Below are 12,982 nucleotides of genomic sequence, written 5' to 3' on the forward strand. Positions count from 1 at the left end.
GGGGCACACCGGTGCCAAGCTGATCGTCATGCACATCTACTTGGTGGTGGCGGCCGCCCTGGCCGTGGGGCTGCTCGCGGCGGCCGGTATCGCGGCGGTCGCGCGGGACTGGGTGGTGCCGTGGGGCCGGGGGCGGATCGTCCGGCCGCGGCTCTGGGGGTACGGGGCGCTGCTGGGCGCGGTGGGCACGGCTCTCTTCCTGTTCCTGGGACCGCTCGCCGACGCGGAACCGCGCCCCCTGCCGGTCGTCGGCCAGCTCATGCTCATGGCCGGGCTCCTGCTCCAGTACCTCGCCCAGCGCCCCGGCCGTACCTCCGCACCGCCCCCTACGAGCTCCGCCTCCTGATCTTCGACCCCAGCCACACCAGCGGGTCGTACTTGCGGTCGACGGCACGCTCCTTCAGGGGGATCAGCGCGTTGTCCGTGATCCTGATGCCCTCGGGGCACACCTCCGTGCAGCACTTGGTGATGTTGCAGTAGCCGAGCCCGTGCTCGTCCTGGGCCGTGGTCCTGCGGTCCAGGCCGGCCTCGGCGGCGGCGTCCAGGGGGTGCATGTCCAGCTCGGCCACCCGCATCAGGAAGCGGGGACCCGCGAACGCCGGCTTGTTCTCCTCGTGGTCACGGACCACATGACAGGTGTCCTGGCACAGGAAGCACTCGATGCACTTGCGGAACTCCTGCGGCCGGTCCACGTCCTCCTGCATCATCCGGTACTCGCCGGGGGCGAGCCCGGGCGGCGGCACGAAAGCGGGGACCTCCCTGGCCTTCTGGTAGTTGAAGCCGACGTCCGTCACCAGGTCGCGGATCACCGGGAAGGCGCGCAGCGGGGTCACGGTGATCGTCTCCTCGCGGTCGAAGACCGACATGCGCGTCATGCACATCAGCCTGGGCCGCCCGTTGATCTCCGCGGAGCACGAACCGCACTTGCCCGCCTTGCAGTTCCAGCGCACCGCCAGATCGGGCGCCTGGGTGGCCTGCAGGCGGTGGATGATGTCGAGCACCACCTCGCCGTCGTTGACCTCGACCTTGAAGTCCTCCAGGCCGCCGCCCCCCACATCACCGCGCCACACCTTGAAGCGGGCCTCGTAGCTGCTCACTCGTACAGCTCCTCTTCGGCGAGGTACTTGACCAGCTCCTCCTTCTCGAAGAGGGCGAGCAGGTCGGGACGGATGGGATCGGTGGTCTCCCGGGAGAGCGTGATCTGGCCGCGGACCGGGTCCGTCGCCGCGAGGCCCCCCGTGGGGTCGGTGAGCCGGCACAGCAGGTTGATCCGGCGCCAGTCGCGCTCCATCGCCGGGAAGTCCTCCCGGGTGTGCCCGCCGCGCGACTCCGTGCGCTCCAGCGCCGCCCGGGCCACGCACTCGCTGACCAGCAGCATGTTCCTGAGGTCGAGGGCGAGGTGCCAGCCAGGGTTGAACTGCCGGTGCCCCTCGACCCCGGCCCGCCGCGCCCGTACCCGCAGCTCCCCGAGCTTCTTCAGCGCCTGCTCCATCTCGCTCTCGCGGCGGATGATGCCGACCAGGTCGTTCATCGTCTGCTGGAGTTCCTGATGGAGGCCGTACGGGTTCTCCGGCGGCCCGCCGGCGGGTTCCGCGCCCTCGGCCTCGGCCGAGAAGGGCCGCAGCGCCTCCGCCGCCGCCGCGTCGACCTGGGTGTCGTCCACCGGTGGACGGGCCGCGGCCAGGGCCGCCGTGTACTCGGCGGCGTGCCAGCCCGCCCGGCGCCCGAAGACCAGCAGGTCGGAGAGGGAGTTGCCGCCGAGCCGGTTGGAGCCGTGCATGCCGCCCGCGACCTCACCGGCCGCGAACAGCCCCGGCACCCCGCGCGCCGCCGCCGTGTCGGAGTCGACCGCGATGCCGCCCATCACGTAGTGGCAGGTCGGCCCGACCTCCATCGCTTCCGCCGTGATGTCGACGTCGGCCAGCTCCTTGAACTGGTGGTACATGGAGGGCAGCCGGCGCCGGATCACCTCGGCCGGCATCCGCGTCGACACGTCCAGGAAGACACCGCCGTGCGGGGAGCCGCGGCCCGCCTTCACCTCCGCGTTGATCGCGCGGGCGACCTCGTCGCGGGGGAGGAGCTCCGGGGGACGACGGTTGTTGTCCGGGTCCTCGTACCAGCGGTCGGCCTCGTCCTCCGACTCGGCGTACTTGTCCTTGAAGACGTCCGGGACGTAGTCGAACATGAACCGCTTGCCGTCGGAGTTCCTCAGCACCCCGCCGTCGCCCCGGACGGACTCGGTGACCAGGATGCCCTTCACCGACGGCGGCCAGACCATGCCCGTCGGGTGGAACTGCACGAACTCCATGTTCAGCAGCGGCGCCCCGGCGAGCAGGGCGAGGGCGTGCCCGTCGCCGGTGTACTCCCACGAGTTCGACGTCACCTTGAAGGACTTGCCGATGCCGCCGGTCGCGATCACCACGGCGGGGGCCTCCAGGACGAAGAAACGGCCGGTCTCCCGCTCGTAGGCGAAGACCCCGCAGACGCGGCCACCGTCCTTGAGCACCCGGGTCACCGTGCACTCCTGGAAGACCTTCAGCCGGGACTCGTAGTCCCCGGTCTCCCGGTGGTCCTCCTGCTGGAGCGCGACGACCTTCTGCTGCAGGGTGCGGATCAGCTCCAGGCCCGTGCGGTCGCCGACGTGTGCGAGGCGCGGGTACTCGTGGCCGCCGAAGTTGCGCTGCGAGATCCGGCCGTCCTTCGTACGGTCGAACAGGGCGCCCCAGGTCTCCAGCTCCCACACCCGGTCCGGTGCCTCCTGGGCGTGCAGCTCGGCCATCCGCCACTGGTTGAGGAACTTCCCGCCGCGCATGGTGTCACGGAAGTGGACCTGCCAGTTGTCGTGCTCGTTGGCGTTGGCCATCGCCGCGGCGATGCCGCCCTCGGCCATCACCGTGTGCGCCTTGCCGAACAGTGACTTGCAGATCACCGCGGTACGGGCACCCCGCTCGCGTGCCTCGATGGCGGCCCGCAGTCCGGCGCCGCCCGCGCCGACCACGACGACGTCCCACTCCTGACGGTCGACCACGGACATCAGAAAGCCTCACTCAGCTAGAAGAAGCGCGGATCGTCGAAGACCCCGGACGCGACCAGGTAGACGTAGAAGTCGGCGAGCGCCACGCTCACCAGCGATGCCCAGGCGAGCTGCATGTGGCGGGCGTTCAGCCGTCCCACGAACTGCCACATCCGGTAGCGGACGGGATGCCGGGAGAAGTGCTTGAGCTTGCCGCCGACGATGTGCCGGCAGGAGTGGCAGGAGATCGTGTACGCCCAGATCAGCGCGATGTTCGCCAGGAAGACGAGGGTGCCCAGGCCCATGTGGCCCCAGCGGTAGTGCTGGTCGCGGAAAGACAGCACGGTGTCGTAGGTGAGCACCCCGGCGACCAGCAGGGCGGCGTAGAAGAAGTACCGGTGCAGGTTCTGCAGGATCAGCGGGAAGCGCGTCTCGCCGGTGTAGCCGCGGTGCGGCTCGGCCACGGCGCAGGCCGGCGGGGACGCCCAGAAGCTGCGGTAGTACGCCTTGCGGTAGTAGTAGCAGGTCAGGCGGAAGCCGAGCGGGAAGATCAGGATGATGATCGCGGGGGAGATGCCCCACCAGCCCCCGAAGAGGTCGGCGTTCGGGCCCGCGTGCATGGTCCGGCAGTTCTCCGCCAGGCAGGGGGAGTAGAAGGGCGAGACGTACGGCGCCGCGTAGTAGTCCGCGTCGGCGAACGCCCGCCACGTCGAGTAGACGACGAAGGCGAACAGGCCGGCCGCGGTGACGGCAGGGGCCAGCCACCAGCGGTCGGTCCGCAGGTGCGGGGCGGTGATCGCGGCGCGTGTGCGGGTGCGTACGCCGCCGCTGTCGGGTTGGGATTCCGTACCAGTGGCCAAAGCAGGGCTCCGCTTCCATCGGCTCCGGTCGGGTCAGGGGGCGTGCCGGTCGCGGGCGCCGAGACCCTCGTCGTCCGAGTCCGTCCACAGGGTGACGTCGTACGGGGTGTCGGAGATGGTGACGAGGTCGGGCCGGTTGGCAGCGGCCGGAGCCGCCGCCGCGTCGCGCAGCAGGGCCACGCTCTCGCGCAGATGGTTGGCGTCCGTCCGGACCCGGCGGATCTCCAGGCCACTGCTGCCGAGCTGCTTCTCCAGCCGTCCCAGCGACCGGTAGAGGTCGTCGAGGCAGCGCTGGACTGACGTCAATTCGTCGTGCACGGACATGACTTGCCCTCACTTCCACGGGTCCCGCGGGCTCTGCGGCAACGTTCGTGCGCCTGCGAGTGTTGCGCGTCACACCTCGTGATGTGAAGAGACGTGCACCGATTGGCCGGGGGCGTGCGGGTGCGTCTTACGGGTGTGTTGCGCCGCACGGGTGGGGTTGCCGTCCGTCGCCGCTGTGTCGCCCTCTGTTGCCGGATCCTTTCCTCTTCAGTGGGTGCATAGATCTGATCAGCTCCATATACCGACAAACGTGATCATAACCCCCGCGGCTCCCGGAGGTAAGCAGATGTCCCACGACGGCGTCGGACTGCGCGCGGCCATGCGCTCGGTCGCCTTCCTCACCGCGGGCGCACTCGCGGTGCCCCTCATCGCCGGCTGCGGCTCGGACGACGAGGCGAGCACCCCGCTGGCCGGGCAGGACATCGCCCCCGCGGCCCGCGCCCAGGTCGCCGACGGCGGCACCCTGCGCTGGGCCGTGGACGACGTACCGGAGACCCTGAACACCTTCCAGGCCGACGCCGACACCGGCACCACCCGGGTGGCGCAGGCCGTCCTGCCGTCGATGTTCCGCCTCGACGCCAAGGGCCGCCCGGTGCGCAACCCCGACTACCTGGAGTCCGCCAAGGTCGTCGAGACCGAACCCCGCCAGGTCGTCCTGTACCGGCTCAACCAGCAGGCCGTCTGGAGCGACGGCCGTGAGATCGGCGCCGCCGACTTCGCCGCCCAGTGGCGTGCCCTGTCCGGCAAGGACAGCGCCTACTGGACCGCCCGCAACGCCGGCTACGACCGCATCGCCAAGATCGAACGCGGCACCAACGACCTGGAGGTCCGGGTCACCTTCAGCCGCCCCTACGCCGACTGGAAGTCGCTGTTCTCCCCGCTGTACCCGAAGGACGTCATGGGCACCCCCGACGCCTTCAACGACGGAGCCCGCCGCAAGCTCAAGGTCACCGCCGGCCCCTTCAAGGTCAAGAACGTCGACACCGCGAAGAAGGACGTCGTCCTCACCCGCAACCCCCGCTGGTGGGGCCACCCCGCCAAGCTGTCCGAGATCGTGCTGCACGCCGTACCCCGCGACAAGCGCGCCGCCGCGCTCGCCGACGGCAAGGTGGACCTCGCCGACGTCGACGCCGCCGAGGCCCAGCGCATCGACCTGGCCACCCGCGCCAAGGGCACCGGCACGCCCCTGATGGGACCCGGGCGCACCTCCGCGAAGAAACTCCGCGAGTCCGTCACCACCTATCTGCGCCGGCAGCAGGGGCTGCGCGACTTCGAGGTCCGCAAGTCCCTGGAGCCCGCCTACACCCAGCTCGCCCTCAACGGCGCCGAGGGCCCCCTCGCCGACGAGCGGGTCCGCCGCGCCGTCGCCCGCGCCATCGACCGTACGGAACTCGCCAAGGCCGTCCTCGGCCCCCTCGGCCTGCCCGCCGCCCCCGTCGGCAGCCACCTCGCCCTGGCCGGTGAGGCCGGCTACACCGACAGCAGCGGCGTCCTCGGCGGCCAGGACACCGCCGCGGCGCAGGCGCTGCTCGCGGACGCCGGGTGGGTGCTCGGCGGGCCGGTCAAGGAGGAGAAGAAGGCCGACAAGGCGGCCGGCCCCGAGCACAAGAAGGGTGACGAGTCGCAGGGCGGCGACGACGGCGCGTACATCGTCGGCGAGGACAACAAGGACGTCCGCGACCACCAGGACCACACCGGCAGCGACGGGGGCGACAAGCACCTCGCGCAGGACGGCAGGCAGCACACCGGAAAGCAGGGCGGAGCGCAGGGCGCGTACGCCCCGAAGGGCACCGCCGCCCCGGCCGGCGCCGCGGCCGGGGCGCTCGCCAAGAACGGCAAGGCGCTGATCCTGCGCTTCGTGATCCCCTCGGGCCCCGGCTCCGAGGCCCTGCGCACGGTCGCCGACCGGATCTCGCAGATGCTGCGCAAGGTCGGCATCCGCACCGACGTCACGAAGGTCCCGGACGACAGCTTCTTCAAGGACCACGTCGCCTCCGGCCAGTACGACCTCGCCCTGTACTCCTGGCCGTCCACCCCCTTCCCCGCCACCGACGCCCGCCCGATCTACGCCAAGCCGGTCGCGGCCGCCGACGGCTCCCTGAACGTCGAGCAGAACTACACCCGGGTCGGCACCGACCAGGTCGACCAGCTGTTCGACCAGGCCGCCGCCACGCTGGACGACGACGAGGCCCGGGACCTGATCCGCGAGGCCGACTCCCGGATCTGGGCGGCCGCCGCGTCGATCCCCCTCTACCAGCGGCCCCAGCTCGTCGGCGCCCGCAAAGCCCTGGCCAACGCCGGTGCCTTCGGCTTCCAGACCCCGATCTACGAGGACATGGGCTTCCTGAAGAAGGGGGCGAAGGCCTCCGGCGGTAAGGCGAGTGCGAGTGCCTCTGCGACTGCGAGTGCGAGTGCGACCAAGGAGTAGGGGGGCGTGCGCCGTGGTCGGGTGCGGGTGCTCGGTGGCTTGTCGCGCAGTTCCCCGCGCCCCTGGGTAGGCTACCTGGGCGCCTCTCACAAGGCCCCTGAGCTGCACCGATGTACCCGAGACCCCGAACCCCCGCAGAGCCCCGTACCATGGGGTGTGGCCGTGGCGTGTCCAGCCCGGCAGGGCCCGCGCAAGACAGACGTCCGCGCAGGGCGATCCTCACACTCCGGGAGTACGGCAACCTATGGCCACGCGCCACGACATCCGCAACGTCGCCATCGTCGCCCACGTCGACCACGGCAAGACCACCATCGTCGACGGCATGCTGAAGCAGGCCGGTGCCTTCGCCGCCCACCAGCTGGATTCGGTGGACGACCGCATGATGGACTCGAACGACCTGGAGCGTGAGAAGGGCATCACGATCCTCGCCAAGAACACGGCGGTGAAGTACCACCCCAAGGACGGCGGGGACCCGATCACGATCAACATCATCGACACCCCCGGCCACGCCGACTTCGGCGGCGAGGTCGAGCGCGGTCTGTCGATGGTCGACGGTGTCGTGCTGCTCGTCGACGCCTCCGAGGGCCCGCTGCCGCAGACCCGCTTCGTGCTGCGCAAGGCCCTCCAGCAGCGCCTGCCCGTCATCCTGTGCATCAACAAGACGGACCGCCCGGACTCCCGCATCGACGAGGTCGTCAACGAGACCTACGACCTCTTCCTCGACCTGGACGCGGACGAGGAGCAGATCGAGTTCCCGATCGTCTACGCCTGCGGCCGTGACGGCGTCGCCTCGCTGACCAAGCCGGAGGACGGCACCGTCCCGGCCGACTCCACCAGCCTGGAGCCGTTCTTCTCCACGATCCTGGAGCACATCCCGGCCCCGACCTACGACGAGGCCGCCCCGCTCCAGGCCCACGTCACCAACCTGGACGCCGACAACTTCCTCGGCCGTATCGCGCTGCTGCGCGTCGAGCAGGGCGAGCTGCGCAAGGGCCAGACGGTCGCGTGGATCAAGCGGGACGGCAGCATCAGCAACGTCCGCATCTCCGAGCTGATGATGACCGAGGCGCTCACCCGCAAGCCCGCCGAGAAGGCCGGCCCCGGTGACATCTGCGCCGTCGCCGGTATCCCGGACATCATGATCGGCGAGACCCTCGCCGACACCGAGAACCCGGTCCCGCTGCCGCTGATCACGGTCGACGAGCCCGCGATCTCGATGACCATCGGCACCAACACCTCCCCGCTGGTCGGCCGCGGCGGCACCGGCAAGGGCGCCGACGCGAAGGCGGCCGTCAAGGACCGCAAGGTCACCGCCCGTCAGGTCAAGGACCGCCTGGACCGCGAGCTGATCGGCAACGTCTCCCTCCGGGTGCTGGAGACCGAGCGTCCGGACGCCTGGGAGGTCCAGGGCCGTGGTGAGCTGGCGCTCGCCATCCTGGTCGAGACCATGCGCCGGGAGGGCTACGAGCTGACCGTCGGCAAGCCGCAGGTCGTCACCAAGGAGGTCGACGGCAAGGTCTACGAGCCGGTCGAGCGCATGACGATCGACGTGCCGGAGGAGCACATGGGCGCGGTCACGCAGCTCATGGGCGTCCGCAAGGGCCGCATGGACAACATGTCGAACCACGGCTCCGGCTGGGTGCGCATGGAGTTCGTGGTGCCCTCGCGCGGTCTGATCGGCTTCCGGACCGAGTTCCTGACCCAGACCCGCGGCACGGGCATCGGCCACTCCATCCACGAGGGCTTCGAGCCCTGGTTCGGCACCCTGCAGACCCGCAACAACGGCTCGCTGGTCGCCGACCGCGCCGGTGCCGTCACCGCCTTCGCGATGACGAACCTCCAGGAGCGCGGTGTGCTGTTCGTCGAGCCCGGTACCGAGGTGTACGAGGGCATGATCGTCGGCGAGAACTCCCGCTCCGACGACATGGACGTCAACATCACCAAGGAGAAGAAGCTCACCAACATGCGGTCCTCGACGGCCGACGTGGCCGAGTCGATCGTGCCGCCGCGCAAGCTGTCGCTCGAGCAGTCGCTGGAGTTCTGCCGCGACGACGAGTGCGTCGAGGTGACCCCGGAGGCCGTCCGCATCCGCAAGGTCAACCTGGACGCCCGCGACCGGGCCCGCGCCGCCAGCCGCGCCAAGCACGGCTGACGATCCGGCACGGCTGACGACCCGTCGGCACACAGCCCGAAGCCCGGGTGCCCCCATGGGGCACCCGGGCTTTTTTTCAAAGGTCTAGGCGTCAGCCGTGACCGAACTGAAATTCACTTGACGGTGGTCGCCGTCTGCCGCATGCCAGATAGTGAGGTCACTGTGCGGAGGCGGGGGGCATCGAACCGTGACCAGTTCTACCGACACCGAGGCCGGCGGACCACCGGTCGCCGTCGAGGGTGAACCAGGGCCGCAGACGGAACCCGGGGCCGCCGAGTTGGCCGGCCGGTCCCCCGGCCAGATGATGTGGATCCGCTACAAGCGCGACCGGACCGGAGTGATCTCGGCCTGTGTCGTGGGCTTCTTCTTCCTGATCGGGCTGCTCGCCCCGCTGATCTCCAAGCTGTACGGCAAGAACCCGTACACGGTCTACGCGGACGAACGCCCCGAGCTCTTCGACAGCGCGGGTGTGCCGGTGCGGCCCAACGGCGGCATCAGCGGCGAGTTCTGGTTCGGCCTCGAACCCGGCAACGGCTACGACGTCTTCACCAAGCTGCTCTACGGCATCCGCACCTCGCTGATGATCTCGGTCGCGGTCACCGTCGCGGTCGTCGTGACCGGGATCCTGCTCGGCGTCGCCGCCGGCTACCTGGGCGGGAGGGCCGACTTCGCCATCGGCCGGCTGATCGACTTCCTGCTCGCCTTCCCGGCCCAGCTGTTCTTCATCGCGAGCATGCCGGTCGTCGTCTCCCTGTTCGTCAGTCCCCGGGACGAGACACCGACCTACGTCCGGGTGGTCGCCCTGATCCTCGTCCAGTGGTTCCTGGGCTGGATGAGCCTCGCCCGTATCCTGCGCGGCACCTCACTCTCCTTACGCGAGCGGGAGTTCATCGAAGCGGCCAGGGTCAGCGGCGCCTCCCCGTGGTGGATCATCCGCAAGGAGGTCCTGCCCAACGTCGTCACACCGCTCCTGGTGCAGTCGACGTACCTGCTGCCGGGCTTCGTCACCGCCGAGGCCGGGCTGTCCTACCTGGGCGTGGGCATCGTCGAACCGACCCCGGACTGGGGGCAGATGTTCGCCAAGGCGTCCACCGAACTCGTCATGCAGAACGACATCACGTACATGTTCTTCCCCGGCATCTCGATGATCGTCTTCGTCGTCGCGTTCAACCTGCTCGGGGACTCGGTCAGAGACGCCTTCGACCCCAAGACCGCGCGCTGACCTGTGAGTTGTGGGCGTCCGCGCCCGGACAAGGCATGGCACTTCCCTCGCACTGCTGACACACAGATGGGTGGAAACCGAGTGATGAGCAAGGGCGGACGCCGCGCACACGCCGCACTGTCGGTGCTCGCGGCCGGGACACTCGTGCTGACCGGCTGCAGCAAGGGCGGCAGTCACTCCGGCGACAACAGGAAGCAGGACCAGGAGAACGCCAAGCGCCAGCAGGCGTCCATCAAGTTCGGCGGCGCCGCGGACTCCCGGGGCCCGGCCCCCGCGGTACCGGGCGCCAGGAACGGTGGCACCATCAGCGTGCCGAACCGCGACAGCCTGGCCCACCTGGACCCGGCCCAGATCTACGTGTCGAACGAGAGCCAGGTCGCCCAGCTCTTCCACAGAGGGCTCACCGGCTACAAGGCCACCAGCAACGACGGCTCCCGGCACGAGGTCGTCGGTGACCTCGCCACCGACGCCGGCACCACCACGGACGGCGGCAAGACCTGGAAGTACACGCTGAAGGACGGCATCAAGTTCGAGGACGGGTCACCGATCACGTCCAAGGACGTCCGCCAGACCTTCGAGCGGCTGTTCGCGCCCTTCATCAACACGGGCCCCGCCTACATCCAGCAGTGGCTGGCGGACACCCCCGGCGCCGACTACCGCAAGCTGCTGCCGGACGGCCCGTACAAGGGCAAGCACCTGCCGGACAGCGTCCTTCGGACGCCGGACGAGAAGACCGTCGTCTTCCACTTCAGGACGGCGCACCCCGATCTGCCGTACGCCTTGGGCCTGGTGGGCTACTCGATCGTCTCCCGGAAGGGCGACACCAAGGAGAAGTACGACAGGAAGCCGCTGGTGACCGGCCCCTACAAGATCCAGTCGTTCAAGTCCGGCAAGTCGATGGTGCTCGTGAAGAACCCCCAGTGGGACCCGAAGACGGACCCGCTCCGGCACCAGTACGTCGACCGGTTCGACATCACGTTCAACCAGCAGTACGAGGACTCCACGAAGGCGCTCATCGCGGACAGCGGCGGCGACCGGACCTCCGTCAGCTTCCAGAACTCGGTCGACGCGGGCAACCTGGCCAAGGTGCTCGGCGACCCGAAGATGAAGTCCCGCACGGTCAGGGGCTACCAGCCGTTCGTCGGCCAGATGAACATCAACCTCAGCCACCCGGCGATGAAGGACAAGAAGGTCCGCGAGGCCATCGCGTACGCCCTGCCCGTCTCCGCGTTCCAGCGCGCCTACGGCGGCGCCGACGCCATGGAACTCCCCGGCGGCCTCATCGGCCCGACCGTCAGCGGCTACGACCCGGGCTTCGACCCGTGGGGCAGGAAGAAGAAGCCCGCCGGTGACCCGGACAAGGCCAGGAAGCTCCTCCAGGAGGCCGGCAAGGTCGGCATGAAGCTGACCTTCGGCTACATCAACTCCCAGGAAGGGCAGTCGTACTCCACCGCCATGGCGGCCGGCCTGAAGAGGGCCGGATTCGACGTCCAGCGCCAGGAGATCCCCGCCGAGTCGTACTACGACCAGGTCGGCAAGATCAAGAACAACTACGACATCTTCAACACCAACTGGGCCGCCGACTGGCCGTCCGCCTCGACCGTGATCGGGCCGCTGTACGACGGCCGCACGATCGCCGACGGCGCGTCGAACTACTCGCAGATCAACGACCCGAAGGTCAACAGCGAGATCGACCGCATCAACGGGATCACCGACCCGGTCAAGGCCGCGGCCGAGTGGGAGAAGCTCGACAAGTACCTCGTGAAGGACGTCATCAACGTCGTACCGACCGGCTACTTCAAGCAGGTCCAGATCGCCGGCTCCGGGATCGGCGGCCTCGCCTACGACGACGTCATCGCCGGCATCGACCCGCGTCGCCTGTACGTCAAGTAGTCCCCGCCCGGCCGGTGCCCGGCGTCCGCCCGCCCCGCCGCGGGCACGCCGGACACCGCCCGGTCCGCCGACGCCTGAGAGCTGCCACTGCCATGCTGCGCTTCCTCGTCCGCCGGTCGCTCGGCGCGCTCGTCATCCTCTTCCTGCTGAGCATCGTCACGTTCCTGCTGTTCTTCGGAATGCCGCGCGACCCCGCACTGCTGATGTGCGGCAAGGGATGCACGCCGGCCAACCTCCAGAACATCCACCACGTCCTCGGTCTCGACAAGCCGATCCCGGAGCAGTACGGGATCTTCCTGCACAACCTCGTGCTGGGCAGCCACGACTTCGCCCAGGGGCCCTGCCCCGCGCCCTGCTTCGGCTACTCGTACCACACGAACGAGCAGGTCTGGCCCACCCTGATGGACCGGCTGCCCACCACCGTCTCCCTCACCCTCGGCGGCGCCGTCTGCTTCCTGATCCTCGGTCTCGGCACCGGCCTCGTCGCCGCGTGGAAGCGCGGCACTCTGATCGACAAGAGCTTCACGGCCGGGGCGATGGTGATCAGCTCGATGCAGATCTACTTCCTGGGCCCCCTGGCCCTGGCCATCCTCGTCTACCACACGCACCTCCTCGACAAGCCGGCCTACAACGACCTCACCGCCGACCCGGTCGGCTGGTTCACCGGGCTGCTCCTGCCCTGGGTGGTGCTGTCGACGATCTTCGCCTCGCAGTACACCCGTATGGCACGCTCCTCGATGATCGAGCAACTCCAGGAGGAGCACGTAAGAACCGCCCGCGCGAAGGGCATGTCCCGCCGGTACGTCTTCTTCCGCTACGCCTGGCGCGGCTCGCTGATCCCCATCGTCACCATCTTCGGCATCGACCTCGGCTCCCTGCTGGGCGGCGCCATCATCACCGAGTACACCTTCGGCCTTCCGGGGCTCGGCCGGCTCGCCGTGGAGTCGGTGTTCTTCAGCGACCTGCCTCTGCTGCTGGGGGTCATGCTGTTCTCGGCCACCATGATCCTGCTCTGCAACATCGTCGTCGACGCCTGCTACGCCTTCATCGACCCGCGCGTGCGGCTCTCCTAGAGGCCGCCGAGGAGGAG

10 protein-coding genes are annotated in these 12,982 nt (G+C 69.4%); 6 read left to right on the forward strand and 4 right to left on the reverse strand.

Translation table 11 applies throughout. The features are described 5' to 3' along the window. Positions 1 to 28 precede the first annotated feature (28 nt). Complete coding sequence (locus ACFY0F_RS12240) at positions 29 to 346, forward strand: hypothetical protein (RefSeq protein ID WP_388792197.1); 318 nt, start codon at positions 29 to 31, stop codon at positions 344 to 346. Here ACFY0F_RS12240 and ACFY0F_RS12245 read toward each other — a convergent pair. From ACFY0F_RS12245 to ACFY0F_RS12260, 4 genes are read right to left on the reverse strand one after another with little or no spacing between them, the layout of a single operon-like run. Continuing rightward, entirely contained in the window at positions 327 to 1,097 is a 771-nt protein-coding gene (locus ACFY0F_RS12245; RefSeq protein ID WP_388792199.1) for a succinate dehydrogenase/fumarate reductase iron-sulfur subunit, read from the reverse strand. The two genes, ACFY0F_RS12240 and ACFY0F_RS12245, sit on opposite strands and share 20 nt — an antisense overlap. Next, positions 1,094 to 3,034: a fumarate reductase/succinate dehydrogenase flavoprotein subunit gene (locus tag ACFY0F_RS12250; RefSeq protein ID WP_388792201.1), complete on the reverse strand. Its 1,941-nt coding sequence runs from the start codon at positions 3,032 to 3,034 to the stop codon at positions 1,094 to 1,096. Before ACFY0F_RS12250 ends, ACFY0F_RS12245 begins: the two co-directional genes overlap by 4 nt. Before the next feature lie 17 nt (positions 3,035 to 3,051). Continuing rightward, positions 3,052 to 3,873 (reverse strand): hypothetical protein, encoded by an 822-nt coding sequence (locus tag ACFY0F_RS12255; protein ID WP_388792203.1) that lies wholly within the window; start codon positions 3,871 to 3,873, stop codon positions 3,052 to 3,054. Positions 3,874 to 3,906: 33 nt separating this feature from the next. Beyond that, the gene (locus ACFY0F_RS12260; protein ID WP_388792205.1) at positions 3,907 to 4,197 is read right to left on the reverse strand and encodes a hypothetical protein; all 291 of its coding nucleotides are present in this window, start codon (positions 4,195 to 4,197) and stop codon (positions 3,907 to 3,909) included. Between the two features lie 286 nt (positions 4,198 to 4,483). On the opposite strand from ACFY0F_RS12260, the gene ACFY0F_RS12265 reads away from it, so the two are divergent. The 5 genes from ACFY0F_RS12265 to ACFY0F_RS12285 all read left to right on the forward strand — a co-directional run bounded on the left by ACFY0F_RS12265 (position 4,484) and on the right by ACFY0F_RS12285 (position 12,965). Continuing rightward, entirely contained in the window at positions 4,484 to 6,625 is a 2,142-nt protein-coding gene (locus ACFY0F_RS12265; protein WP_388792207.1) for an ABC transporter family substrate-binding protein, read from the forward strand. Positions 6,626 to 6,869: 244 nt separating this feature from the next. Further along, the gene (typA, locus tag ACFY0F_RS12270) at positions 6,870 to 8,777 is read left to right on the forward strand and encodes a translational GTPase TypA (RefSeq protein WP_388792209.1); all 1,908 of its coding nucleotides are present in this window, start codon (positions 6,870 to 6,872) and stop codon (positions 8,775 to 8,777) included. Positions 8,778 to 8,964: 187 nt separating this feature from the next. Then, positions 8,965 to 9,999 carry an ABC transporter permease gene (locus ACFY0F_RS12275; protein WP_388792211.1) on the forward strand — a complete coding sequence of 345 codons (1,035 nt, stop codon included), beginning with the start codon at positions 8,965 to 8,967 and terminating at the stop codon, positions 9,997 to 9,999. Positions 10,000 to 10,083: 84 nt separating this feature from the next. Further along, complete coding sequence (locus ACFY0F_RS12280) at positions 10,084 to 11,892, forward strand: ABC transporter substrate-binding protein (RefSeq protein ID WP_388792213.1); 1,809 nt, start codon at positions 10,084 to 10,086, stop codon at positions 11,890 to 11,892. 92 nt (positions 11,893 to 11,984) lie between these two features. Continuing rightward, complete coding sequence (locus ACFY0F_RS12285) at positions 11,985 to 12,965, forward strand: ABC transporter permease (protein ID WP_388792215.1); 981 nt, start codon at positions 11,985 to 11,987, stop codon at positions 12,963 to 12,965. The last annotated feature ends 17 nt before the right edge of the window (positions 12,966 to 12,982 follow it).

Origin of the sequence: Streptomyces sp. NPDC001544 (genome assembly GCF_042894285.1) — a bacterium.
GTDB lineage: Bacteria > Actinomycetota > Actinomycetes > Streptomycetales > Streptomycetaceae > Streptomyces.